This window comes from Halogeometricum borinquense DSM 11551, from assembly GCF_000172995.2.
GTDB lineage: Archaea > Halobacteriota > Halobacteria > Halobacteriales > Haloferacaceae > Halogeometricum > Halogeometricum borinquense.
The window spans coordinates 1,818,204-1,840,691 of record NC_014729.1 but is presented as its reverse complement, the minus strand read 5'-3'; the positions used below and the strand labels follow the sequence as shown (position 1 = coordinate 1,840,691).

Annotated in this window: 25 protein-coding genes; 12 read left to right on the top strand and 13 right to left on the bottom strand. The window is 63.1% G+C overall.

What is annotated here, in order from left to right; all coding sequences use genetic code 11:
- Positions 1-216: 216 nt before the first annotated feature.
- The gene (locus HBOR_RS09220) at positions 217-1,065 is read right to left on the bottom strand and encodes an SDR family oxidoreductase (RefSeq protein WP_006057063.1); all 849 of its coding nucleotides are present in this window, start codon (positions 1,063-1,065) and stop codon (positions 217-219) included.
- 145 nt (positions 1,066-1,210) lie between these two features.
- On the opposite strand from HBOR_RS09220, the gene HBOR_RS09215 reads away from it, so the two are divergent.
- The 3 genes from HBOR_RS09215 to surE all read left to right on the top strand — a co-directional run bounded on the left by HBOR_RS09215 (position 1,211) and on the right by surE (position 4,345).
- Positions 1,211-2,017 (top strand): prephenate dehydrogenase/arogenate dehydrogenase family protein, encoded by an 807-nt coding sequence (locus tag HBOR_RS09215; protein WP_006057064.1) that lies wholly within the window; start codon positions 1,211-1,213, stop codon positions 2,015-2,017.
- A complete protein-coding gene (locus HBOR_RS09210) occupies positions 2,014-3,453 on the top strand; it encodes a small ribosomal subunit Rsm22 family protein (RefSeq protein ID WP_006057065.1) in 1,440 nt (479 codons plus the stop codon). Before HBOR_RS09215 ends, HBOR_RS09210 begins: the two co-directional genes overlap by 4 nt.
- A 91-nt stretch (positions 3,454-3,544) precedes the next feature.
- Positions 3,545-4,345, top strand: coding sequence for a 5'/3'-nucleotidase SurE (gene surE, locus HBOR_RS09205; protein ID WP_006057066.1), 801 nt, complete (start codon positions 3,545-3,547; stop codon positions 4,343-4,345).
- A 120-nt stretch (positions 4,346-4,465) separates the two neighbouring features.
- Here the strand turns inward: surE and HBOR_RS09200 are convergent, their stop codons facing one another.
- From HBOR_RS09200 to HBOR_RS09185, 4 genes are all read right to left on the bottom strand, one after another.
- Positions 4,466-4,645, bottom strand: coding sequence for a hypothetical protein (locus HBOR_RS09200; RefSeq protein WP_006057067.1), 180 nt, complete (start codon positions 4,643-4,645; stop codon positions 4,466-4,468).
- A 277-nt stretch (positions 4,646-4,922) separates the two neighbouring features.
- Complete coding sequence (locus tag HBOR_RS09195; RefSeq protein WP_006057068.1) at positions 4,923-5,243, bottom strand: chorismate mutase; 321 nt, start codon at positions 5,241-5,243, stop codon at positions 4,923-4,925.
- Complete coding sequence (locus tag HBOR_RS09190; protein WP_006057069.1) at positions 5,240-6,139, bottom strand: shikimate kinase; 900 nt, start codon at positions 6,137-6,139, stop codon at positions 5,240-5,242. Before HBOR_RS09190 ends, HBOR_RS09195 begins: the two co-directional genes overlap by 4 nt.
- A gap of 172 nt (positions 6,140-6,311) precedes the next feature.
- Positions 6,312-6,752 (bottom strand): MaoC family dehydratase, encoded by a 441-nt coding sequence (locus tag HBOR_RS09185; RefSeq protein ID WP_013440610.1) that lies wholly within the window; start codon positions 6,750-6,752, stop codon positions 6,312-6,314.
- 122 nt (positions 6,753-6,874) lie between these two features.
- Between HBOR_RS09185 and HBOR_RS09180 the strand changes: the two genes are divergently transcribed.
- Positions 6,875-7,303 carry a DUF5796 family protein gene (locus tag HBOR_RS09180; protein ID WP_006057071.1) on the top strand — a complete coding sequence of 143 codons (429 nt, stop codon included), beginning with the start codon at positions 6,875-6,877 and terminating at the stop codon, positions 7,301-7,303.
- Positions 7,303-7,533: a DUF7508 domain-containing protein gene (locus HBOR_RS09175; protein WP_006057072.1), complete on the top strand. Its 231-nt coding sequence runs from the start codon at positions 7,303-7,305 to the stop codon at positions 7,531-7,533. The genes HBOR_RS09180 and HBOR_RS09175 overlap by 1 nt, the downstream gene beginning before the upstream one ends.
- Positions 7,534-7,554: 21 nt before the next feature.
- Here the strand turns inward: HBOR_RS09175 and HBOR_RS20000 are convergent, their stop codons facing one another.
- Entirely contained in the window at positions 7,555-7,692 is a 138-nt protein-coding gene (locus tag HBOR_RS20000) for a DUF7128 family protein (protein ID WP_006057073.1), read from the bottom strand.
- Positions 7,693-7,799: 107 nt separating this feature from the next.
- Between HBOR_RS20000 and HBOR_RS09165 the strand changes: the two genes are divergently transcribed.
- Positions 7,800-9,956: a CDC48 family AAA ATPase gene (locus HBOR_RS09165; RefSeq protein ID WP_006057074.1), complete on the top strand. Its 2,157-nt coding sequence runs from the start codon at positions 7,800-7,802 to the stop codon at positions 9,954-9,956.
- Positions 9,957-9,963: 7 nt separating this feature from the next.
- On the opposite strand, the gene HBOR_RS09160 is transcribed toward HBOR_RS09165, so the two are convergent.
- Together HBOR_RS09160 and HBOR_RS09155 are read right to left on the bottom strand one after the other, a co-directional pair.
- On the bottom strand, positions 9,964-10,674 hold the full coding sequence (locus tag HBOR_RS09160) for a class I SAM-dependent methyltransferase (protein ID WP_006057075.1): 711 nt from the start codon (positions 10,672-10,674) through the stop codon (positions 9,964-9,966).
- Between the two features lie 84 nt (positions 10,675-10,758).
- Complete coding sequence (locus HBOR_RS09155; RefSeq protein WP_006057076.1) at positions 10,759-13,605, bottom strand: DEAD/DEAH box helicase; 2,847 nt, start codon at positions 13,603-13,605, stop codon at positions 10,759-10,761.
- 117 nt (positions 13,606-13,722) lie between these two features.
- Here HBOR_RS09155 and HBOR_RS09150 point away from each other — a divergent pair, with 117 nt between their 5' ends.
- Positions 13,723-13,986: a hypothetical protein gene (locus tag HBOR_RS09150; protein ID WP_006057077.1), complete on the top strand. Its 264-nt coding sequence runs from the start codon at positions 13,723-13,725 to the stop codon at positions 13,984-13,986.
- 25 nt (positions 13,987-14,011) lie between these two features.
- Here the strand turns inward: HBOR_RS09150 and HBOR_RS09145 are convergent, their stop codons facing one another.
- Genes HBOR_RS09145 through HBOR_RS09135 form a run of 3 tightly spaced genes read right to left on the bottom strand, consistent with a single transcriptional unit; the run spans position 14,012 to position 18,073 of the window.
- A complete protein-coding gene (locus HBOR_RS09145; RefSeq protein ID WP_006057078.1) occupies positions 14,012-14,806 on the bottom strand; it encodes a metallophosphoesterase in 795 nt (264 codons plus the stop codon).
- A 4-nt stretch (positions 14,807-14,810) separates the two neighbouring features.
- Positions 14,811-16,805 carry a hypothetical protein gene (locus tag HBOR_RS09140; protein WP_013440609.1) on the bottom strand — a complete coding sequence of 665 codons (1,995 nt, stop codon included), beginning with the start codon at positions 16,803-16,805 and terminating at the stop codon, positions 14,811-14,813.
- Entirely contained in the window at positions 16,802-18,073 is a 1,272-nt protein-coding gene (locus HBOR_RS09135) for a Single-stranded DNA binding protein (protein WP_006057081.1), read from the bottom strand. Before HBOR_RS09135 ends, HBOR_RS09140 begins: the two co-directional genes overlap by 4 nt.
- A gap of 80 nt (positions 18,074-18,153) precedes the next feature.
- Between HBOR_RS09135 and HBOR_RS09130 the strand changes: the two genes are divergently transcribed.
- Positions 18,154-18,534 carry a DUF7510 family protein gene (locus tag HBOR_RS09130; RefSeq protein ID WP_006057082.1) on the top strand — a complete coding sequence of 127 codons (381 nt, stop codon included), beginning with the start codon at positions 18,154-18,156 and terminating at the stop codon, positions 18,532-18,534.
- On the opposite strand, the gene HBOR_RS09125 is transcribed toward HBOR_RS09130, so the two are convergent.
- Positions 18,531-18,947, bottom strand: a complete 417-nt coding sequence (locus HBOR_RS09125) for a universal stress protein (RefSeq protein WP_006057083.1) — start codon at positions 18,945-18,947, stop codon at positions 18,531-18,533. The genes HBOR_RS09130 and HBOR_RS09125 overlap by 4 nt on opposite strands.
- A gap of 174 nt (positions 18,948-19,121) precedes the next feature.
- Between HBOR_RS09125 and HBOR_RS20465 the strand changes: the two genes are divergently transcribed.
- Entirely contained in the window at positions 19,122-19,250 is a 129-nt protein-coding gene (locus tag HBOR_RS20465; RefSeq protein WP_006057084.1) for a hypothetical protein, read from the top strand.
- A gap of 32 nt (positions 19,251-19,282) precedes the next feature.
- On the opposite strand, the gene HBOR_RS09120 is transcribed toward HBOR_RS20465, so the two are convergent.
- Positions 19,283-20,314 carry a glycosyltransferase family 4 protein gene (locus tag HBOR_RS09120; protein ID WP_006057085.1) on the bottom strand — a complete coding sequence of 344 codons (1,032 nt, stop codon included), beginning with the start codon at positions 20,312-20,314 and terminating at the stop codon, positions 19,283-19,285.
- Positions 20,315-20,425: 111 nt separating this feature from the next.
- On the opposite strand from HBOR_RS09120, the gene HBOR_RS09115 reads away from it, so the two are divergent.
- From HBOR_RS09115 to HBOR_RS09105, 3 genes are all read left to right on the top strand, one after another.
- Positions 20,426-21,088 carry a 2,5-diamino-6-(ribosylamino)-4(3H)-pyrimidinone 5'-phosphate reductase gene (locus tag HBOR_RS09115; RefSeq protein ID WP_006057086.1) on the top strand — a complete coding sequence of 221 codons (663 nt, stop codon included), beginning with the start codon at positions 20,426-20,428 and terminating at the stop codon, positions 21,086-21,088.
- A gap of 156 nt (positions 21,089-21,244) precedes the next feature.
- The gene (gene trxA, locus HBOR_RS09110) at positions 21,245-21,583 is read left to right on the top strand and encodes a thioredoxin (protein ID WP_006057087.1); all 339 of its coding nucleotides are present in this window, start codon (positions 21,245-21,247) and stop codon (positions 21,581-21,583) included.
- 171 nt (positions 21,584-21,754) lie between these two features.
- The gene (locus tag HBOR_RS09105; protein WP_006057088.1) at positions 21,755-22,480 is read left to right on the top strand and encodes a ribosome assembly factor SBDS; all 726 of its coding nucleotides are present in this window, start codon (positions 21,755-21,757) and stop codon (positions 22,478-22,480) included.
- Positions 22,481-22,488 lie beyond the last annotated feature (8 nt).

Below are 22,488 nucleotides of genomic sequence, written 5' to 3'. Positions count from 1 at the left end.
TCAGAAATCTAGCAATAGTCAGACAAGCGTTAGACACACCCTAAACTGCAGAATTATGGATTATGGTTATGAGAGATTGCCCGGAAAGACATGAGTAAAGAGTCTGAGGTGTTCGGACGTGATCCCATTTTCCCCCCGCGGGCGTCCATTCCCCCCGTTTCGGTCGTATCGGTGGTGGTTAATAATAGTACGGCTCTAAAAATCAGTACTGATACTCTACTGGTTTGGTCGCTCGTAGTCGGGGTCGAATAAATGTGCCGACATCGGGCCGGGGTCGGCTTCTTCGACGACGTTGTACTGGTCGAAATCCTCGACGCCCACATCGCGGAGAATCTCCTCGTCGTAGAACGCGTTTCCGGTACACTCCGACGGATTGCGACCGAGGATTTCGGTGACGGCGTCACAGACCACCTGCGGAGTACGCCAGTCCTCCGGTGTCCCCATCCCGAAGTGTCGCGTCGCCTCGGACTCGATTGCGGCGACAGGCCACAGACTGTTCAGCGCGATATCGTCGCCGGAGAGTTCGTCGGCTAACGACTGCATCACGATGGTCATCCCGTACTTCGAGACGGCGTAGGCGGCCATCCCGGGACGAGCGGGGTTCGTCACGGGCGGCGAGAACGCGAGGACGTGCGCATGATCGCTCTCACGCAGGTGCGGGAGGGCCGCCTGCGTCGTCACGTACGTCCCGCGTACGTTCACTTCTGTCAGGAGGTCGTACCGCCTCGGGGGCGTCTCCTCGAACGGGGCGATATGAATCGCTCCGGCGTTGTTGATGACGAAGTCGATACCGCCGAACTCTTCGACAGTGTCCTCGATAGCGGCCGCAACGGACTCCTCGTCGCGGACGTCTATCTGTCGCCAGATGGACTCACCGCCGCGAGATCGAATCTCTTCGGTCGTCTCTACGATAGTGCCCGGCAACTCGTCTTTCTCTTCGACGGTCTTCCCCGTAGAGACGACTTTCACGCCCGCGTCCGCCAGTTCCAGCGCCAACGCTTTGCCGATTCCTCGGCTCGTTCCAGTGATAAACGCTACACGCCCGTCTAGTTTATTCTCGACCATGGGCTTCGTACCACCGCCGGGTACTTCATGTTTCCTCATGATTCAATTCGGGAGACCCTAACCAGTCGCGTTGTCGAACGAATCGCGGCCGTTTGGATGTGGTCATCGAACCCCTTTTGACGTATCGGGCGCGTATTCGGCCACGATGGAGGTACTCGTCATCGGCGCGGGTGAGATGGGCCGGTGGGTGGGTTCGACGCTCACCGCCGAGTTCGACGTGGCGTTCGCGGACCGCGACCCGGATGCCGCACGCGCCGCCGCGACGAGTACCGACGGGAGAACCGTCTCGCTTGCGACCGAGGAGACCTTCGACGCCGTCTGTCTGGCTGTCCCCATCTCGGCTGTAGACGAGGCGGTCTTCGACCACGCGCCCCGCGCTGAACGTGCTGTGTTTGATGTGACCGGCGTAATGGACGCTCCGGTGACAGCGATGCGTGAAGCGGCCGCCGACCGAGAACGCCTCAGTCTGCATCCGCTGTTCGCGGCGGCGAACGCACCGGGCACCGTCGCCGCCGTCCGCGATGCTCCCGGTCCGGTGACTGAACGTGTCTGCGACACCCTCTCAGCGGCCGGCAACGAAGTGTTCGAGACGACACCTGCGGAACACGACGAGGCGATGGAGACAGTCCAAGCCAGCGCACATGCCGCAGTTCTCGCGTACGCGCTCGCGGCCGAGGACGTGCGCGAGGAGTTCGCCACGCCCGTCTCGGAGTCACTTTCGTCGCTCGTAGAAACAGTGACGGGCGGCACCCCCCGCGTCTACCGCGAGATTCAGGAGTCGTTTCCGGGCGCCGACAGGGTGGCCGACGCCGCAACCGAACTCGCCAGCGCCGACGCGAAGACGTTCGAACAACTGTACCGAGACGCGAGCACACGACCTGACGCCCGCGACGCCAACCCCGAACCCGACGCCGCAACCGAACTCGACTCAGAATCCGAGGACGACCGATGATAGACAGAGACGCCGTGCGGTCGAACGCCAAGTATCTGCGAAACGTTCGACCCATTGATCCCGAGGAGATTTGTGAGTACATCGAGGGAACACCACATCCCGCCGTCGTCCGCGAGACACTGCGCGAGGAGGCGTTCGATCTCGGATTGGTCGAACGCGACGACGGCACGTTCGTTCCCGTCGAAGACGAACCGGTTCCCTACCGCGATTGGTCGCCGACCGAGTTCCCCGAGGCGTACGCGTTCGCTTTCGAGGACCTGTTGATCGAACGCTACGGCGTCAACTGGCACCGTGACGAGTCGGGCGACCGATTGCGCGAGGTGATCCGCCGTCTGAAGGAAGACTACTACTACCAAAACGAGGTGGCGTACGACGAGGAGGCCGCACTCGGATACGGCATCTACCACCTTCCCGACTACTACGCTGCGGTGGGCTACGTCCTCGATGGTCTCGCCGAACGCGGCCTGTTACCTCGTGTTCTCCGCGTTCTCGACGTGGGTGCGGGTACCGGCGGTCCCGCACTCGGTCTGCACGACTACCTGCCCGAGAATAGCCTCGTCGAGTACCACGCCGTCGAACCGTCCGCATCCGCGGATGTACTCGAAGCGATGCTCTCGGAGACCCGCTCGAACTTCAAAACAACAGTTCACCGAGAGACGGCGGAGGCGTTCGATCCCGCCTCAGTGCTGCCCGACGGTGAGGGCTTCGACCTCGTCTGCTTCGCCAACGTTCTCTCAGAACTGGATGATCCGACGTCCGTCGCCGAACGATACCTCGACTACGTGGCCGACGACGGGTCGTTCGTCGGTATCGCACCCGCGGACCTCAACACCAGTATGGGACTCCGCGAAGTAGAGCGTGCCCTCGCACCCGCCGACGGCGACGTGACCGTTTACGCGCCGACACTCCGACTGTGGCCCGGCCACGCCCCGTCGGACCACGGATGGTCGTTCGACCGCGGGGAGGATATCGTCGCACCGTCGTTCCAGCGCCGACTGGACGAGGCAGGCGAGGCAACCGAGGACCGGGACCCCGGCGACGGGACGTTCACAAACGAGACAGTGCAGTTTTCCTCGGTCGTCCTTCGACACGACGGCGAACGCCGCGTTGATGTGACCGCTTCCGGGGAGCGATACGCGAAGATGGCCGAGATGGAGCGCCACGTCACGAACCGCATCGACCTCCTCGCGGTGAAACTCAGCCACGACCTAACCGAACACGATGGGGCGAACCCGCTGTTCAAAGTAAGCGACGGGAGCGAATCGGTCGAACACTACGCTGTCCTGACGAAGCGCGATTCGCTGAACGAGTGGCTCGCCCGCGCCGACTACGGCGACGTACTCGTCTTCGAGAACGTCCTCGCGCTGTGGAACGATGACGAGGGTGCGTACAACCTCGTCGTGGACGGCGAGACGGTCGTCGATAGAGTCGCCTGAGCGTCGATTTTTCCCCGTCGTCGTCGCGCTCGACGGCGACCCGCACTGTATGGAGCGGTAAACATTTGCGCCGTCCGCCGAACGAACGAGTATGGACGACGCGTTCTCTATCCTCCTGACGAACGACGACGGTATCGAGAGTACCGGCTTTCGAGCGCTGTACGAAGCGTTCGATCAGTTCGCTGACGTGACAGCCGTCGCCCCCGCGGCCGACCAAAGCGCCGTGGGTCGAAAGATGTCCAACGATGTGGATGTGACCGAACACGAATTAGGCTACGCGATTGACGGCACACCCGCAGACTGTACTGTCGTCGGACTGGAAGCGCTCTGTCCCGACGTGGATATGGTCGTCGCGGGGTGTAACAAGGGTGCGAACATCGGCGCGTACGTTCTCGGTCGGTCCGGAACCGTGAGTGCGGCCGTCGAAGCCGCCTTCTTCGACGTGCCGGCGATGGCCGTCTCACTGTACGTTCCGCCCGGCGGCGACGTGCCGTGGACCGAGAAAGCCGACGATATAGCGGATTACCGTCACGCGGCAGATGCGGCGACGTATCTCGCCAAAAACGCGCCGGAGGCGGGCGTCTTCGAGGAAGCAGAGTACTTGAACGTCAACGCGCCGATGCCGAACGGCCAAGATCCAGCGCCAATCGAAATTACGACGCCCTCGAAAATGTACGCGATGACAGCGCGGCACGACGACGAGAACGGACGTATCACGCTTCACGACCGAATCTGGGAGCGGATGCAGAGCGGCGACATCCCGGACCCACAGGGAACCGACCGTCGCGCCATCGTAGACGGACGGGTATCGGTATCACCGCTGACTGCCCCGCACACGACGAAGCGCCACGACGCACTCGACTCGCTCGCTGAGTCGTACCTAGCGGAGTAACAGCAGTCGCAGACGCCGGGAGAATTGGACTCTGAACTGTCAGCGCTGGTGTTGGCAGGCGTTGCAGGTGTTGGCAGGAAGTACCAACGCCGGCAGACGGAACCGATGTCGGCGGGTGTGTCAGTCTCTGTCGTGAGAGTATCCGGACGGAATCCCACCGAGTGCGACGATTGCGGCCGGAACCATGGCGAAGACGACCCACATAATAGCCTCCGAGAGTTCGCCGCCAGTCGTCATCGTAGACGCGACGCCAGCGAGGGCGACGACAATACCGACGCCGACTGCGAGTTTCGTTCGCATACAGTCAGATTATCGAACCAGTATAAAATAATTCTCCTCAATTATTCATCAAATAGCTGGCGGCGAAGACCAGTTAGTCCGACACCGACACGCCGCCGAAGGCGGTGAAGCCGGTGACGACTACATCGACCGCTTCGTGTTGCGTTTCGCGGCGCGGTCGGTCGTCGTGCGCGTCGGAGGCAAGTCACCTTCTGGGATAGCAGGCGTCGCAGATGCTCCGTGAGAGGAGTTCGGCCGCGGACTCGCGCCCGCAATGCGAGCGTATCAAAACGACCGCTCAGCGGGATTCGCGCTGCTCCACTTTGTTCAACTCGATCAGCAACCGGAAGATGGCTTTCACGAGGTTCGAGTCCACGTCGAAGCGTTCGGCGTTTTCGCCAGCGCGTTCCATCACGACTTCCTCTTGCGATTCGTCAGTCGTCGGAAGGTCGCGTTCGTCTTTTACTCGCGCCACGGTGTCGGCGACGTACGTTCGGCGGGCGATGAGTTCGACTAACTCGCGGTCGATGTCCGCAATCTCATCGCGCAGTTCGTCGAGGCTCATCTCGTCGGGGCGTTTCTCGGTCGTCTCGTTTGTCGGGTGCGTGTCTCGTGTCATCGGATAGATGCTCCGTCGTTTCGTGTCGTGGTCAGCCACGTCCTGCCGTCTCGCTTCGCCCACAGGTCTCGAAGGCGTTTGAGCGGCGACTCGTCTCCGTCGTCAACATCACCGGACTCCGTCTGGTGGGCCGCAGACCCGCGCTCTGCGACGGCGACGACACTCGGTCCGGTACCGGAAAGAGAGACGCCCGCCGCGTGCGGCATCGCCTCCACGGCGGGGTCAGTAGGGAAGTCCAAGGCCGCAGAAAAGGCGAGGCCGTTGACCGTCATGGCCTCGGCGTAGCGCCCGTCGAGAGCGAGTTCAGCGACGAGTTCGGCCATCGGGGCGACATTGGCGCAGGACTCGACATCCGCATCGGCGCTGTAGGCGCGTTCGTCCGGCGTCCAGACGAGTACGTCCCACTCGACCGGTTCCCGCGAGAGGAGTTCGTCGTCGTCGTTGTTCGTCACTGTCGCGCCGCCGAGCATCGACGCCGAGGCGTCGTCGAACGCGCCCGTTATCGTGACGCCAACGTCGCGGGCGGCTTGGACGCCGAGGCGGCAAGCCTCTTCTCGGTCGGGTTCGACACCGAGCGCGTCGGCGGTGGCGAGAACCGTCGCGTTCGCGGCCGCACTGGAACTCTTCAGACCGGCGGCCATCGGAACGTCGCTTTCCGTGCGGACCGTGCCGCCGTACTCGTCGTCGCCGTACCGTTCGACCGCGAGTTCGACGCATCGCTCGATGAGACGGGTGTCGGCGTCGGCGTCCTCAGCCACGGACCCGCGAACGGACTCCGAGTCGTCGAGTTCGACCGTTGCCGTCGTCTCTGCGTCGATGGCGAAGGCTGACCCGACGCCCGTCGAGAGGGCGTTCAGAATCGTCCCCGCTCCGAGTGCGACTGCGCGGCCGTGCATATCAGTACGGAATCGAGCGGAGGCAAAGATGTAGCGGTCCCCGCCGTATTAGCCTGTGTCTATTTCACACAGTCATTGGTATCGGTCCCTTGCTCCAGTGTCGAGTCACAGTTACCCGCTTCAGTCTTCGAGTCACAGTTACCCGATTCGGTCTTCGGAGCAGTCGCCCGCTTTACTCAGCGCGCCGAATCATCCCCAAGACGGTCCACGTGATGACCGTCTCACCCTCGGCGTTCATCCCGGTCACGTCCACGTTCACGTAGCCACGTTCGGGGTTCGACTCGGAGACGCGCTTCTCGGTGACTTCGACGGCCGCAGAGAGTGTATCCCCGGGGCGAACTGGTCGCTGCCACCGTAACTCGTCTACGCCGCGGCCGCCCATGAAGGCAACGCGCGAGAAGAACGCCTCGGTCGCCAGTCGGTTGCAGGTACAGTAAGTGTGGAGGCCGCTTGCGACGAGACCGCCGAACATCGACTCTTCGCCCGCTTCGTGGTCGAGATGGAACGGTTGTGGGTCGTACTCGCCCGCGAACGAGGTGATTTCGTCCTCCGTCAGCGTCGTCTCACCCGCCTCAAACGTATCGCCAACGGCGAGTTCGTCGTAGGAGAGCATCGATTCGACGTCGGATACCGGCGTCGCGTCCATATCTCTCGGCCGCAGGCGAGAGACAAATCGGCACCGGTTCGACCGCGCGTATCGCGTCCCTTTTCACCGCACCGGCGTAATCTCGACCCATGAGCGCGCGAAACGACGTACCGCCGAGTACACTCGGCGTCGAACTCCTCGACCACGGGGTGCAGGTCGAGTACACCGACGGGCGGACGACTCTCTACCACGGCGTGCCAGAGACGGTGACGGGGACGCTCACTACGGCTCCTGGAAAGGAGACGCACGTCCTCGTGACGGACCCGACGGAGACGGAGGGTGTGATGATGTACGTGAACGACCTGAAGACGCACGACGACATCCTCGAATCGACCGGCGTCGGCCGCGTCATCTTGGACGCGGGCGAGGAAGAGGAACTGTTTCCGGGCGTCAGTGTCCGCCGGACCGAAGGGATGCGGACCGAAATCGAGGCGGACCCCGAGGTGGCCCGCGGCCGCGTGTTCGTCTTCGAGGAGGACGACTGGGGCGAGTCGTCCTACGAGTTCGTAACCGAGTGATGTCGCTCCGAAAGCGCTGGCGACCGCTCGAACGAGCGACTATCGGGTCGGCACCGGACGCGTACGGCGTCATCGAGTTCGGCGACGACGAGGGCGACGTTCTCCGCGCAACTGCCGGATTTTTGCCCGACGAACTGCGGGAGGAACTCTCGTACGGCGAGGCGTCGAAGGTCCGCTGGAAGCGGGCGCAATCGCGCGACCACGCCGACAGACTCCTCGACGACCTGTAGCCTACGACGAGTGACTTCCACCTACTGGAGATACGACGGGCCGTCCTCACCGTCGCAGTTGCGCTCGTGCGTCGTGGCGTCGATTTCGGAGTCGAACAGCAAGCCGCACTCCTCACAGCGGAACCATTCCGCATCGTCCTTCTGCGTGGTGGACACCATATGTGGTGGTGTGCTACCATAGCCCATAACAGTTCTGCCAATCGGTATCGGGCGCGGGTGTCATCGCAGACGCTACTATCAAGACCGGGGGACTCGAAGCCGACGCCATGGCAGACGACGAGGGCCTCGAACTCACCGTTCGGGGCGCAGAGAAGCGAGACGCCGGTCGGGGGATCGCCCGCCTCCCCGAGTCGGCGCGGCAGCGTCTCGGCGTCCTCAGCGGTGATACGGTGGTCGTCGAAGGTTCCCGCGAAACAGTTGCAAAAGTGTGGCCCGCGGACGGCGGTACTCCCGATGGCGTCGTTCTCATCGACGCCGACACGCGAGCGAACGCCGACGCGAAGATCGGTGAAACGGTTCACGTCCGAAAAGTCGATGTCGAGGACGCTCGGTCGGTGACGCTGTCGATGCCAGACGACGTTGCGTTCTCCGACGACGACAGGGCGGTCGAACTCATCAAGCGAGCGATTCAAGATCGACCCATCCAGTCGGGCGGACAGATTCGTTTCGAATCGCTGAGTGCAGATCCGTTCGTCATCAGCGAGACGTCCCCGGACGGCATGGTGCGCGTCACCTCCTCCACGCGCCTGAAACTCGCCAAACAGGGAACCGTGAGTCGCGTCGTCACGAGCGTTTCCGGCGGCGGAGACGGCGACTCCGACAAGCCAACCGGCGTCACCTACGAAGACATCGGCGGACTGGACGAGGAGTTAGACCTCGTCCGCGAGATGATCGAACTCCCCCTCTCGGAACCCGAAGTATTCGCCCACCTCGGGGTTGACCCACCGAAAGGTGTCCTCCTGCACGGCCCGCCGGGGACGGGGAAGACGCTCATCGCCAAAGCCGTCGCCACCGAGGTTGACGCGACGTTCATCACCATCTCCGGCCCGGAGATCATGTCGAAGTTCAAGGGCGAGTCGGAAGAAAAACTCAGAGAGAAGTTCGAGGAAGCGCGGACGAACGCGCCGGCGATCATCTTCTTCGACGAAATCGACTCGATAGCGACGAAGCGAGATGACGGCGGCGACGTAGAGAACCGCGTCGTCGGCCAACTGCTCAGTCTGATGGACGGCTTGGACGCCCGCGGGGACGTTATCGTCATCGGCGCGACCAACCGCGTCGATTCCTTAGACCCCGCTCTCCGACGCGGCGGCCGATTCGACCGCGAAATCGAAATCGGCGTGCCAAACGAGGTGGGCCGCCGTGAGATTCTCGAAGTCCACACCCGGCGGATGCCGCTCGCCGACGACGTGGATATGGACCGCCTCGCCGCGCGAACGCACGGGTTCGTCGGTGCCGACTTGGAGTCGCTGGCGAAGGAAGCCGCGATGACTGCCCTCCGACGCGCACGCCGCGGCGGCGGCGAGTCGGTGTCGTTCACGGAGTTGGAAGTCTCCCGCGAAAACTTCGAGACGGCGATGGCGAGCGTCGAACCCTCCGCGATGCGCGAGTACGTTGCGGAAGCGCCGACGACGACGTTCGACGACGTGGGCGGTCTGGAGGAAGCAAAGCGAACGCTCGAACGGTCCGTGACGTGGCCGCTCACCTACGCGCCGCTGTTCGAGGCAGCGAACACGTCGCCGCCGTCGGGCGTCCTTCTGCACGGCCCGCCGGGGACGGGGAAAACCCTTCTCGCGCGGGCAATCGCGGGCGAGAGCGAAGTGAACTTCATTCATGTCGCCGGACCGGAGTTGCTGGACCGCTACGTCGGCGAGTCAGAAAAGTCCGTCCGCGAGGTGTTCGAACGTGCGCGACAGGCCGCACCTGCCATCGTTTTCTTCGACGAAATCGACGCGATAGCGACCAACCGCGATGCGATGGGATCGGATTCGGGCGTCGGTGAACGCGTCGTCTCGCAACTCCTGACAGAATTGGATCGCCTCGTGGACAACCCCAACGTCGTCGTCCTCGCGGCGACAAACCGGAAGGAGACGCTCGATCCCGCTCTTCTCCGACCCGGTCGTCTGGAGTCGCACGTCCTCGTTCCGCAACCCGACGTGGACGCGCGGCGGGCTATCCTCGAGGTCCACACGAAGGAGAAACCGCTCGGAGACAACGTTGACTTGGACGAACTCGCCGCGCACATGGACGGCCTATCCGGTGCTGACATCCAAGCCGTCTGCCGCGACGCGACGATGCGGGCTATCGAAGCGATAGCGGACGCCTACGAGGGTGCGGCGGCGAACGAACACGCCGACGAGATTCTGGTGACGCAGGAACACTTCGAGGCCGCCCTCGACGCCGTCGCTGGCGAGGACGAGTAAGACACAGTCACTTCCGCAGTCGCGCCTTGTAGTACCCCACGTCGCCGCGGTAGGTAACGCCCGTGGGAGTCCACGGCGTCCCGTCGCAGGCGTCGCGGAGCGTTTCGGGAGAGAACGTCCGGAACTGAAGGAGCGGGCCGACCAAGTCGCGTCCGCGGTACTCGACGCGGAACTGCCGACTGCCGATGCCGGGTTCGTCGGTTCGTCGGTGTCCGTGGGATTCGTCGGCCCGATCGGGGTCGTACGAGTCTATCCACGCTTCGCCCGTCGCCGTGGTAACGCGCGCGAGTTCGCAGAGAAAGTCGCGGCGTTCTGCCTCCGACTGCGCCAACGTCGCCTGCGTTCCATTCACCAGTGCCGTCTCGAATCCGTCGTCGGCGACGGGCGGGGCGAACATATCCGCGACGAAGGCGTCCACCCCGCGGGCGCGGGCCGTCCGAACGGCCATCGGACTCGCGTCGAACGCGACAACGTCCCCACGGTTCTGTACGACACGAGCGTGGTTCCCGGCCCCACAGCCAACGTCTACGAGGGGTGTCCGGAGGCTATCGACGAACGCTTGCGTCTCGGCGGGCCACTCGTCGTACGTCACGAAGTAGAACTCCTCGACGTTCGCGTCCCATCTCTCTCCCGTCCGGGGATCGTGGTGGACGCACGACCCGTCGTAGTCGCCGTTGAGATAGTCCCACATCGCCGTGCCGAGTGCGTCGTCCGGCATGAATGGGTGGTCGGGGCGGGACATGATAAATCTCCGACGAGTGTCAGTACCTAACATGAACCAAGATTGAGTGAGGCGGAACAATCAGTCCCAGAACGACTGCGTACGGGCGTACTGTCGCTCCTGTTCGAGGATGTCACGGTAGAAGTCGTCTTCATCCTCGCGGAGTTTCCCGATGATACGCGCCGCGTTCTGCGGGCCGACACCGCGCGCGGCGAGGGCGACGACGGCCTTGCGGCCGTGACTCTGGACGAGACTCGCTGACTTGTACGCGCGCTTTTTCAGTCGTCGTTGCTCGTCGTCGGGGTCGTTCGCGCGCACGGCTGTCACCGTCTCGTCGTCCCACGGGTTCAAGCAGGCAACGCGCGTCGCACCGCACTCAGGGCACTCAGGTTGGTCGCGGACGCGGCGCACCTTCCGCGTCGTCTTCCAATCCGTGCAGTGCAGACATTGAAGGATGACCCGGTCGTTCTGGATTCGCTCTTTAATCGCTTGTATCACGCTCGCATCCGCGTTCTCGGGGACGAGCAGTTCACGGCCGCTAGACCGGCCGTCGATACCGATGGGGGTGCGTTCCCGCGCCGTCTCCAAGGCCACTTCGCCGTCCTGTATCTTCCGAAGCAGTTCGGTCGTCTCGGGAACAGCCAAATCGACGTGGAACACCTCCCGGACCGCCTCGTCGTAAATGGGCGTGTCTTCCAGAGCGGCCAGTAGTCTGTCGCCGCCGAATCGTTTGTTCCCTTGATAGCGCTTGAGCGCACCGAACTTCGCGGCCACCTGTGCAAGCGTGAACTTCAGCGACTCGGAGTGTTTCAGTGCGAGTTCGAGGACGCCCTCGACGTGATCAGGGTCCGTCGTCTCCAGAACCTCGGTGAAATCGTGGACGGAGGCGTTCGGCGGAACCTCGAACGTCACGCGATAGGCGTCCGTCTCGATACCGATCGACGATCCCGTGCGCTGCCCGACGAGCGCGGCCAGCATCCGCCCCAGTGTCTCGTTCACGCGATGGCCGTACGGGGAGTTGAGGGTGACTTTCCGTCCTTGGCCTTCGATGACGAGTCGGTCGGCGGTTGGTACTGGTAACTCGGCGTCAACTTGTCGCTCCGTGGGCTTCAGCGACTTCGAGACGGTTCGTTCGTCTGTGGGATAGCGGCCGCGGAAGTCGCGTGCGACGGCGTCCCGTTCGCCACCGAGTTCGAACTGTCTGGCGGCCGTTTCGCGTATCTCGCCCACCTCTCCCGCAACGTGTGCGGGGACAGGTATCTCGGATCCGGTCCACGACGGCACCTCGCCGCTGGGGTCCTCGATGGGTGTGACGTGTACCTCGCCCTCTTCGTCATCGATATCGTTGATGCGCCACATCTCGCCGCGTTGGATGAACGACGCACCGGGTTCGGCGAAGTTGACGACGAAGCGTTCGTCCAGCGTGCCGATCTGCCCACGAGAAGACATGTCGTACACGTCGTACGTCTCTTCGTCGGGGATCATCGACAAGTTGGCGTAGAAGTACTGCCACGTGCCGCTGGATTTCTCCAACACGTCTTTCTCCTCGTCCAGCCAGAGCAGACGGTTGCCCGACAACTCCCGGACGATTTCGCGGAACGTCGCTGCTTCGAGGTCGCAGAACGGATACGCCGAGGTGACGAGTTCGTACGTCTTACGGGCCGAAACCTCGCCGTAGTCCATGACCACGCCGACAATTTGGTTCGCCACCGTATCGAGGCTCGCGTGGTGGATGCGCGCGGGTTCGACCTCTCCCGCTTCGGCCTTCCGCGCGATGGCGAGCGCCTCGTGCGTGTCGTCAGCCGAGGAGGTGACGATGGTTCCCCGAGAGGTCTGGTCGCGGCGGTGGCCTGCGCGGCCGACTCGCTGGAGCAGACGCGATACCTCACGCGGACTGCCGTACTGGACGACGTGGTCCACTCGACCAACGTCGATGCCGAGTTCCATCGAGGAGGTGCAGATGAGACCGTCCAACTCGCCCGTCTTGAACCGATCTTCGACGTCGATTCGCACGTCCTTCGAGAGCGACCCGTGGTGAACCGCTATCGGTTCGTTCAACCGCTTAAAGCGCGACCCGAGCGCCTCCGCTGTCTGCCGGGTGTTGACGAAGACGAGCGTCGATTCGTGGTCGCGCACGATATCGCGGATCGCCCGAACGTGACTCGCCATCTCGTCTTCAGACGCCAACTGCCCGGCTAACGTCTGGTCCTCGCGGGTCACGTCGGGGTGGACGACGGTGAACGCCACCTTGCTCCCCGCATCGACCTCGACGATCTCGAACGACCGGTCGCCAGTGAGAAACTTCCCGACCTCCTCGGGCGACCCTACCGTCGCTGAGAGTCCGATGCGCTGGAACGGTCCCGCGAGCGCACGGAGGCGTTCGAGACCGACGGTCAACTGCGCGCCGCGCTTGGCCGAGGCGAGTTCGTGTACCTCGTCTACGACGACGTGGCGCACGTCCGACAGTGCCGTCCGCAACTTTTCGCCCGTCAGCATCGCCTGTAGCGTCTCCGGCGTCGTCACCAACACGTCCGGCGGGTCGTTTGCCTGCTTTTGTCGCTGATACTGCGTGGTGTCGCCGTGCCGAACGTCCACCTCGATGTCCAACTCCTCGCCCCACCAGTCGAGTCGCTCCCGCATGTCGCGGTTCAGCGCGCGGAGCGGAGTGACGTACAGGGCAGAGAGACCTGCTCTGTCCTCGTCGGGGGATTCGACAATCGAATCGAGGACGGGGAGCATCGCCGTCTCCGTCTTCCCCGTCCCCGTCGGTGCGATGACGAGAGCGTTCTTCCCAGCGGCGAGGGGTGGAATCGCGCGTCGCTGTGGCTCCGTGGGTGTCGTGAAACCACGCTCTGAGAGCGCCGCGCGAACCGTGTCGCCGAGGGCGGTGAACGCGTCCATTCCCTGCGCGGCAGTCCCGTCTGCCATCGTCCGTCGTAACGGTGCAAGCGGATTAAGCGCACCGCTCGCGGCGGTTCGGGGTTACTTTACGATATATTGGTTGGTTGCATGACATTCATTATCGACTGGAACAAATAACCGGTAATGAATCCACGCGTCGGTTACCAGCTCTCGTTTTTCGTCTTCGGAACAGTCGGCCTCCTTCACGGCGTTACGGAGTACGTCTACGAAGGCCAGACAGTAGGACTCCTCACCATTTTCGGCGGCGGGTTCGTGATCGCCCTCACTGGATACAACACGGTGCGTCCCGAGTCGTACGACAGTCCGGAAAAATGGGGGACGCTAGTCTACTTGACGGTAATCGGGAGCCTCCTCTTCGCTATGAGCGTCTCCGTTAAATCCGTCTGAGATGGCTCGATAGCTTCGCATCCATCTACACCGACCGATACGGGCCGAGTCGCGTCCCGTCGAGGAGGTATGCGTCGGCGTCGAACACGCCGTCGGGGAGAAACGGTGAGAGGAACTCCTGTCCCTCGACGTTCACCCACGTCCCGCCGGAGCGGTCGTTGAACGCCGGAAAGACGACGAGTTCGGGAGACTGCCACGCCAGTTCGACGACATCCAGTCCCAACGCCTCCGCGAACGGGTCGGGATTCATCGGGCCGCGAAGCCACGCGCGTTCCTTCCGGCTGCCGCCGACACTGTCCGCGAGACGGACCGCCGGGTGTTCGTGCGCCGCGCAGACGACTTCGCTCTCGACCACCTCGCAGGAGGGCCACGTGTGGCCGTGGACGAATCCAACGCGCCCGAGTCGGATACCGGACCCGTCGGTCACGTCGATTCGATCACCGAACGCCTCGGCGATGCCGCCGTCGTGGTTGCCGCGAACCAGCGTTATCGGGACCCGGGCGACAGTTCGCTCGACGAACGTCTCTAACTCGTCGGCTTCGTCTCCTTTCGGAGCGCCGATGCGGTGGCCTAAGTCGCCGAGGACGACCAGCCGATCCGGGTTGGTCTCGTCTAACAGGCGCAGCAGGCGCGCGAGTCGCACGTCGGCGTCGCTGTCGAGTTCGACGCCGCGTTCGTAGCGCAGGCCCGCCTCGATTCCAGCGTGGTAATCGGCGACGACGAGCGCCGTCTCGTCGCCCGCGTTCGGGCCGAGGTGCGCGACGGCCGCCGGGTCGCCCGGAACGGGTTCGACTATCGGTCCGTCGCCACGCCGTGCCATCGGCTCAGATGGACTTCAACGTCCCTTCGCTCGGTTCGTAGCACTTGCCGCTCATCAGGGCGTCCTGAATCGCATCCTCGACCGCGTCGGCGTCCGCGCCGTACTGTTCGACGATAGTGGAGACGACTGCGTCGTGGTCCGCACCGTCGCCGTCGTCTAAGTCGGCCATCACGTCCACGACGGCGACTTCGAGGTCAACGTCTTCTGCGGGCTCGTCGGTCGCCTCGGTCGTGTCGGCGGCCACTTCGGATTTGCCGGATTGTTCGGACTCGTCAGATTGTTCGGATTTGCCGGATTCTTTGGACTCGTCCGACGCCGTCTCATCAGTGTCCGATTCGGGCGTCTCGTCGGTCTCGGGTTCGAGCGGCTCGTCCATCTCCGTCTTCGGTTCGGTCGCTGCTTCGGTGGTGTCCGATTCGACGGTGTCCGATGAGTCGGCGACACCCGACGGCGTTTCACCGTTCGTCTCGGCGCTCGCCTCAGCGCCCTCCGCCTCTAACTCGTCGGCGTCGGGAACATCAATATCGGCCTCGCCGGGGTCAGCAACCTCGTTCCCGGTGGAGAACTCCGCGCCGAACTCCGCTTCGATTTCGGCGCGTTCCTCGTCGTCCATTTCGTACATCTCGCCAGTCATAGCAGAGCTGGCATCCGCCGCGGCATCTGCCTGCACCGCCTCGGACGGCGAATCGGCGGTCGCCGTCTCGGTATCCGTGGTTGGTTCGGTGTCAGCCGCCGTCTCGGTGTCAGTGGTCGGGTCAGAAGTCTCAGCATCCGGTTCGATGGCTTCAGGAGCCGATTCCGTGTCGCCGGAACCGCTGGGAACTGAGTCATCCGCGTCGAAGTCGCCAAGCCCACCCGCCGAATCCGACGTGTCGGCGGTTGTTTCGGACGTCTCAGATTCTGATGTGCCCGCATCGAAATCACCGAGTCCGCCTGCAGACGACTCGGGTTCGGGCGTATCCGCCGCTGCTTCGGATGTCCCCGAGTCAGTCGCCGCTACCGTCTCGGCGTCAGCCGCTGCCTCAGCCGAGCCTGACTCGGTCGGTGTCTCCGGTTCTGTCTCGTCTGTCGTAGGGGCCGGTTCCGTCTCTGTTACCGGTTCCGTCTCTGTCGCCGGTTCCGTCTTCTCTGCCGTCGCATCCGCCTCCGTTGTGGCCGGTTCGTCGGCCGCGGTCGCCGCGCTTTCGGTGGGTTCGTCGCTGACGGGTTCTGATCCGCTCGCCTCGGATTCGTCGGATTCGGTAATCGCTACGTCGCCACCCTCAGGGGCTGTCGCCGCTGCCACGTCCGGAACGGGACCGAGTTCGCTCGGCCCTGTTTCGTCGGGTGCGACGGTCAGCGAATCGACCGCCTCGCGTTTGTCTGCGACGAGTTCGAGAGCTTGAACTGCCAGCGTTCGAACTGCTTCGAGGTAGTGTTCAGTCGTGCCGTAGTGGTCGATAGCGAGTGGGACACCCATCGCCAACGACTCGTCAACGCCGCGGGCTTCGAGCGCGGCACGCAGGTCGTCCCCGCGGTGATCCATCGCCAGTGCCGCCTGCATCGTGGCGACGCGTTCGAGGGTCGCACGGGCGGCCGCAACCACCCATCGGTCCCGCGTTCCGGCGTCTACTTCGTTGATGCTCTCCGGACGAACCGAGGTGAACACGCGATCCGAGTCGTCCGGCTCGTACGTCCGCGCCTTGCCCGTGATTGAGACGAACATCGGCGGCGTCGAACGGTCGAGGAAGTTCATCGCTTCGGGCTGGTACTGCCCGGCGTAGGTGACGAAGACGCCCGTCGGGTCAGCGATACGCCCGCGAAGCACTTCGTCGTTGACCGACTCGACTTCCGTCAGCGCGCCGACGGCGAACAGGCGGTTCACCCGCGCGCCCGTCGGCGTGACGACGTAGTTCGGCGCGCGTTCCTCGTCGCCCTCGGAGTAAGACAGGGAGGCGTCGTCGAACTCCGCGGCGAAGATTCGGTAGGCCACCTCGCGGCGGTTCTCGACTGCGCTCATGCTGTCACCTCCCCGAGAAGAGCCGTTGCACGCTCTGTCGGGTCGTCTTCTGACTCCGCGAACTCCGTCGCTTCGAGGTTCGCGCCGTAATCGTCAACCGAGAGATTGCCGCGGACGCGGAACTCCCGGCCAACGACCTGTCTTCTGATTTCGTCGGCGACGACTTCCTTGTCCATCGCCTCGCGGGCGGCCTCCATTGCTTCGGCCATCGTCCCGCCGTACAGTTGCTCGGTCAGCTCGCGTCCGAGGACTGCCGTCACGGTACCGCTCCCGTCGTCCAGAATCGCCTTTACGCGCATGTCGTCCTCGCCGTCAACGTCACCGTGGGTGCGACACTGTCCGTTCTGAAGGACGCGCCCGCAGTCGGGACAGCGTTCGATGAGCCCCGAACCGTCGCGTACTTCCAGCAGATTGCCGACGACTTCCACGTCGAACATCCCGCCGGAAGCGACGGCTTCACCGATGCGCATCCGCGGGGCTTCGTCGTTCACCGGGACGTCGCGCGCCAGCGGCGTCACCGTCGTGAACTCAGAGAGGTTCACCTGCGGGACGCCGCGGAACTCGCGGACGTACACGTCCTCGAAACGGAACGTCTCGCCCTCGCGGAGTTCCGGCCGCGCACCCCAGTCGGTGAAGGGCAGACGCCCGGTCTCGTCGGCGACAACGCCCGACCGAATGGTGGTGTCGCCCTCGCGCCCTGAGATGACTCGCTCTTCGGATTCGAGTATCTGTACCTCGACGTTGCGGCCGCGGTCTCCCGCGCGCAGGTCCACCAGATCCGTGTCACCGCCTGCCTCGTACGGCGTCTCGACGGGTGTCGTCTCGACAGCGACAGTCGAACTCTGCCCGAGGTTCAGTTCGGGTTCACCCTCCCATTCGCGGACGTTGGCGTTGCCGATGGTCACCGAGTCACCAGGCTCGAACCCGAAGTCCTCCCACGAGGTGTAGGAAATCTTCCCCGTCGCGTCCGCGAACTCGCCCTCGCGGATGGTCTGTTCTTCGCCCTGATAGCGGATCGAGCGTCGCCCAACGGTCAGCACCTTCACCGTGACGGTCACGTTGCCGTCTTCGGGAGTAATGTCGGAAACGCCCTTAGCAGTCGGTGCAGTACTCTCACCGGAATCGCCCCCGTGTTTCCGGCGGATACTCTGTTTCGCTTCGTCTATCGGGACGCTGTACGACAACAGGTCCTCTAGGTCAGATTTGACCTCCGATTTGTCAACTCCGAGGGTGGAGGCGAGTTCCTCGGCGTGTTCGTCCACGTTCATCGTCGGGAGTACACTCCCGTTCGGTAAAAAGAGTTCCCGGAGTACGAACTGCTAAGTGTGATGCAGTCACACACTCGCGTATGAGCGAGGCGGACACCGGAACGGCGGACGAACAGGTCACCTTCTCGTTGAGTATCGAAGACGGTGAGACGGTCATCACGATGCGCGGTGACCGAGACACCGCCGTCGTCGTCGAATCCGAATCGGGTGAACGGATCTACCTGCCGCCCGAAGACTTCGAACGCGGCGCTCGCCAACAGAACAACAGTCCGTACCAATCGGCCCGACAGGACAGCCCCTACCAACCCGCCCGCGAGGACAGTTCGTACCAGTCTCCCCGCGACGACTCGCCGTATCAAGCGGCCCGGCAGAGTCTCCCCCGTGAGGGATTGGTACCGACTACGGATGGCTACCGGATTCGCCACCCCGAACCGGCGACGGACGTTCGATTGCTCCGTTAGCCGGATTGACGCTCCGCCTTCCCTCCCGTAATCGTGACCGGCCGGTCGGCATCCAAGATAACCGCTTGTGAGACACTGCCGAAGAGCAGCGATCCCAGCGGTGATCGTTTGCGACCGCCAAGAACGATGTAGTCGGCATCTACCTCTGCTGCCGCCGCGAGAATCTCGGCCGCGGGGTCGCCAACGCGCGACATCTCCTCGACACTCACGCCTGCGTCCATGAGTCGGTTGTGCGCGGCACGTCCGCCGTTGATCTGTTTGGGTGCGGTGACCTCAGCGCGGTCCTCGTCGTCGAACACGTACAGCAATGTCACTTCGACCGTCTCCACCGCGTTCGGCAACACAGCGACTGCGTCGGCCTGAGCGGCACCGTGTTCTTCGTTCCCGTCAATCGGCAGTAGCACGGTGAACATGCTAATAGATAGCATACACCATCCAATATAGCAAGGGGGAACTGAGCGAGTATCGTGAAGTACCGGTTACTGAGAAATTCGCCGTCCCCGTCGTTTAGCGTCCACTTACATCAGGGAGACGGTCTCGACGCACCAGCGGACGACCGAAATCGTACTCGCCGACGAGTTCCCCGCATGGGCGGCCCGATTCTTCCTCGACAACAACCTTCGTCGGTTGCTCACGCGCTCGATGCCGACGGTGAACGACCAATTTCGGGAAGCGTTCGGGAGACAGGAGACGGGTTCGAGTGGACTGGTGAGTAGTGCTTGGCACTTGCGACGCGGATGAGTTGCCGCTACTCGTCCGCGATTCGCTCGTAGAACTCGATTGTGTCGTCCACCACGTCCTCCCACGTCACAGGGTCGTACTCCGGAGGCCCCTCAAGCGAGAGTCCGTAGTCGATGCCGTCGGCGATGGAGTCCGACGACGGATCGACTTCGATGACGCAGTCTTCGGGAAGGACTTCGCTGACGCCGCTCTCCGTGGCGACGACGCGCGTGCCCGCCGAGAGCGCTTCGGTGATGGTGATGCCGAACGGTTCCGAGAGGGAAGGTGAGATAAACAAATCTGCCGAGGCGTAGTAGTCGCCGAGCGCCTCCTCGGGGACGTAGCCGACCCATTCGATTTGGTCTTCGACATCTAACAGGTCAGCGAACTTCTTCAACTGCTCTGTGAGGTGGCCCGACCCGCCGACGACGAGTGTCACGTCGTCCCGGCAGAGTTTCTCCATCGCGTAGACGAGGTGAGAGATGCCCTTCTGGTCGGTGTGGCGGCCGACGAAAAACAGCATGTTGCCGTCGATATCGAGTTCCGCTTTCAGATCTCGCCCCGTCGTTTCGCACTTCGAGAACCCGTTGTAGATGACTTCCGGACTGCCGCCGTACTGCTCTTTGACCCGCCTCGCCGTGAGTTCGCTCACCGCGAGAAGGTGGTCACACCGTTCGACGATTCGGCGCTCGGTTTCGACTTCTCGTTTCGGTGGGTCGAGGTTACGGTCCGAGGACAGCGAGTGGAACGTCGTCACCCACTCTACGTCCGCGTTCGATTTCGCCCGCGACCCCGGTCCGTAGCCGAACCAGTCGTGCGTGTGGACGATGTCGGCGTCCTCGGCGCGTTCGGCAAACGCCGAACTGAGGCGGCCGATGCGGGTGATGATGTCTCCTTCCCCCGTCGGGACACCGTAGATACCCTCTCTTTCGTCCGGCGCGTACTCCGCCGGAAGGACGAGGTCGATGTCTACGCCGCGCGCTCTGAGTCCGTCAAACATCTCCCCGACGTGGGTGTCGAGACCCCCGCTCACGTTCGGCGGGAATCCCCACCCCAGCATCAGCACTTTGGGCGGCATTAGTGTCACGAAATACCACGGTAAGCTATATAACTCCTGTCCGTCGGTCCCATCGACCGAAATCCGCTTACCGCGCGCCGCTCATCGGATAGTATGCACGTCGTCGTCAACGCGGCCACCAGTGCAGACGGAAAGCTCTCGACGCGACGGCGCGAACAGATAAAAATCAGCGGTGCGGACGACTTCGCCCGCGTAGACCGCGTTCGCGCCGACAGCGACGCCGTTCTCGTCGGCGTTGGTACCGTCCTCGCAGACGACCCGCATCTGACCGTAGACGACGCCGACTACCGAGACGAGCGGCAGAGTGACGGTCGGGAACCGCATCCGGCCCGCGTCGTGGCCGACTCGCGTGCTCGGACGCCGACCGACGCTCGCATCCTCGACGACGCCGCGACGACGTACGTTCTCGTGAGTGAATCAGCGCCCGCAGATCGAGTGTCAGCACTCGAAAAGACCGGCGGGACGGTCGTCACCGCCGGCGACACACGCGTCTCCTTCCCCGAGGCGTTCGCGGAACTCGAAGCCCGCGGGATCGACCGACTGATGGTCGAAGGCGGCGGAGAGGTCATCTTCTCGCTGTTCGAGGACGAACTCGTAGACGAACTCTCCGTGTACGTCGGGTCGGTCGTTCTCGGCGGCCGCGACGCGCCAACGCTGGCGGACGGCGACGGATTTGTCGAGTCGTTCCCGACGTTGGACCTCCGCGACGTCGAGCGAATCGACGACGGCGTTCTGCTCACCTACGACGTTGTCTGAGATGATCACCGTCACGAGGCTAGCAGCGGCCACGATACGATCCGATGCTCGGCACCCCATGCTTGCCCAAACGGCGCACGTCAGACGAGAGCGGTCGTGCGGCAGCGCGGCATCTCCTCTCAATAGTTAAGCGTGTCCGGTGATTACCGATGGGCTATGAGTACGCCCGAGAGTAGAGGAACGCCCGTCCACGTCGAAAGCCAAGATCATCTCGAAGAACTTGTCGCAGGCGAGAACGTCGTGTTAGTGGACTTCTATGCAGATTGGTGTGGGCCGTGCAAGATGCTCGAACCAACCGTCGATGAGATTGCCGCTGAGACGGACGCGCTCGTACTGAAAGTAGACATCGATGAACTACAGGAACTCGCCCGCGATCAAGGGATTCGCTCAGTGCCGACGCTGCAGTTCTACGCTGACGGCGAACAGGCAAAGCAAGTGATCGGCGTGCAGGATAAAGACGACCTCGTGGAAGTCGTCGAACAGCTTTCGAGCTAACTTCCGGACGCACTGCCGACGCTCCGTTCTGTGACTCCGACCGAATCAGCTTTTCAGCGCTTTTTACCGGATCCGTGCGGCGACAGAGTCCCGGACAGCGATAGAATGCGCCCGGCCGCAAGTAGCGCGATTCGGGGAGGGCTTTTTAATTCGGAGTGAGTAGCACCGGGTATGATTTCACTCGACGAAGCGGTGACCGCTCGACTCGAATCCCACGGTGAACGCTTCGAGGTACTTATCGATCCGGATGCGGCACTCGCTATCAAACGCGGCGAGTTCGAAGGCGACTTAGAGGAGGTTATCGCCGCCGAAGACGTGTTCGAGGACGCCTCTCGCGGCGACCGACCCGCCGAAAACGACCTCGAAACAGTGTTCGAGACGACAGATCCGATGGAGATTATTCCGGAGGTCGTCAAGCGCGGAGAGATTCAGATAACCGCCGAGCAGCGCCGCGAGATGCAAGAACAGAAGCGGAAACAACTCATCAACACCATCGCTCGAAACGCGGTCAACCCGCAGATGGACAACGCCCCACACCCGCCGGAACGCATCGAGCGCGCCCTCGAAGAGGCGGGGTTCAAGGTTGACCCGATGGAGAAGGTCGAATCGCAGGTTGACGAGGCCCTTGATGCACTCCGTCCCGTGATCCCCATCCGGTTCGACGAGGTGACCGTTGCGGTCCAAATTCCCGCAGATTATGCAGGAAAAACGCAGGCACAAGTCCGCGAGTACGGCGACTTAGAACGCGAGGAGTGGCAGAACGACGGCTCGTGGGTCGGCGTCGTTACGTTCCCGGCGGGACTGCAAAACGACTTCTACGACATGGTCAACGAGTACACGTCCGGCGAGGCCGAGACGCGTATCGTGAAAGACAAAGACGAACTGAGTACGCGGTAGCGGTCGGC

Excerpts from the sequence above, each read along its gene's own strand:
- HBOR_RS09175 (WP_006057072.1), top strand. The coding sequence starts at position 7,303 with ATGTCGCTCCGAAAGCGCTGGCGACCGCTCGAACGAGCGACTATCGGG.
- HBOR_RS09145 (WP_006057078.1), bottom strand. The coding sequence starts at position 14,806 with ATGGCACGGCGTGGCGACGGACCGATAGTCGAACCCGTTCCGGGCGAC.
- HBOR_RS09220 (WP_006057063.1), bottom strand. The coding sequence starts at position 1,065 with ATGGTCGAGAATAAACTAGACGGGCGTGTAGCGTTTATCACTGGAACG.
- HBOR_RS09160 (WP_006057075.1), bottom strand. The coding sequence starts at position 10,674 with ATGCCGGACGACGCACTCGGCACGGCGATGTGGGACTATCTCAACGGC.
- HBOR_RS09120 (WP_006057085.1), bottom strand. The coding sequence starts at position 20,314 with ATGCTGGGGTGGGGATTCCCGCCGAACGTGAGCGGGGGTCTCGACACC.
- HBOR_RS09215 (WP_006057064.1), top strand. The coding sequence starts at position 1,211 with ATGGAGGTACTCGTCATCGGCGCGGGTGAGATGGGCCGGTGGGTGGGT.
- HBOR_RS09155 (WP_006057076.1), bottom strand. The coding sequence starts at position 13,605 with ATGGCAGACGGGACTGCCGCGCAGGGAATGGACGCGTTCACCGCCCTC.
- HBOR_RS09200 (WP_006057067.1), bottom strand. The coding sequence starts at position 4,645 with ATGCGAACGAAACTCGCAGTCGGCGTCGGTATTGTCGTCGCCCTCGCT.
- HBOR_RS09195 (WP_006057068.1), bottom strand. The coding sequence starts at position 5,243 with ATGACACGAGACACGCACCCGACAAACGAGACGACCGAGAAACGCCCC.
- HBOR_RS20465 (WP_006057084.1), top strand. The coding sequence starts at position 19,122 with ATGGGCGGCCCGATTCTTCCTCGACAACAACCTTCGTCGGTTGCTCAC.
- trxA (WP_006057087.1), top strand. The coding sequence starts at position 21,245 with ATGAGTACGCCCGAGAGTAGAGGAACGCCCGTCCACGTCGAAAGCCAA.
- HBOR_RS09180 (WP_006057071.1), top strand. The coding sequence starts at position 6,875 with ATGAGCGCGCGAAACGACGTACCGCCGAGTACACTCGGCGTCGAACTC.
- HBOR_RS09130 (WP_006057082.1), top strand. The coding sequence starts at position 18,154 with ATGAGCGAGGCGGACACCGGAACGGCGGACGAACAGGTCACCTTCTCG.
- surE (WP_006057066.1), top strand. The coding sequence starts at position 3,545 with ATGGACGACGCGTTCTCTATCCTCCTGACGAACGACGACGGTATCGAG.
- HBOR_RS09115 (WP_006057086.1), top strand. The coding sequence starts at position 20,426 with ATGCACGTCGTCGTCAACGCGGCCACCAGTGCAGACGGAAAGCTCTCG.
- HBOR_RS20000 (WP_006057073.1), bottom strand. The coding sequence starts at position 7,692 with ATGGTGTCCACCACGCAGAAGGACGATGCGGAATGGTTCCGCTGTGAG.
- HBOR_RS09210 (WP_006057065.1), top strand. The coding sequence starts at position 2,014 with ATGATAGACAGAGACGCCGTGCGGTCGAACGCCAAGTATCTGCGAAAC.
- HBOR_RS09185 (WP_013440610.1), bottom strand. The coding sequence starts at position 6,752 with ATGCTCTCCTACGACGAACTCGCCGTTGGCGATACGTTTGAGGCGGGT.
- HBOR_RS09125 (WP_006057083.1), bottom strand. The coding sequence starts at position 18,947 with ATGTTCACCGTGCTACTGCCGATTGACGGGAACGAAGAACACGGTGCC.
- HBOR_RS09150 (WP_006057077.1), top strand. The coding sequence starts at position 13,723 with ATGAATCCACGCGTCGGTTACCAGCTCTCGTTTTTCGTCTTCGGAACA.
- HBOR_RS09140 (WP_013440609.1), bottom strand. The coding sequence starts at position 16,805 with ATGAGCGCAGTCGAGAACCGCCGCGAGGTGGCCTACCGAATCTTCGCC.
- HBOR_RS09135 (WP_006057081.1), bottom strand. The coding sequence starts at position 18,073 with ATGAACGTGGACGAACACGCCGAGGAACTCGCCTCCACCCTCGGAGTT.
- HBOR_RS09105 (WP_006057088.1), top strand. The coding sequence starts at position 21,755 with ATGATTTCACTCGACGAAGCGGTGACCGCTCGACTCGAATCCCACGGT.
- HBOR_RS09190 (WP_006057069.1), bottom strand. The coding sequence starts at position 6,139 with ATGCACGGCCGCGCAGTCGCACTCGGAGCGGGGACGATTCTGAACGCC.
- HBOR_RS09165 (WP_006057074.1), top strand. The coding sequence starts at position 7,800 with ATGGCAGACGACGAGGGCCTCGAACTCACCGTTCGGGGCGCAGAGAAG.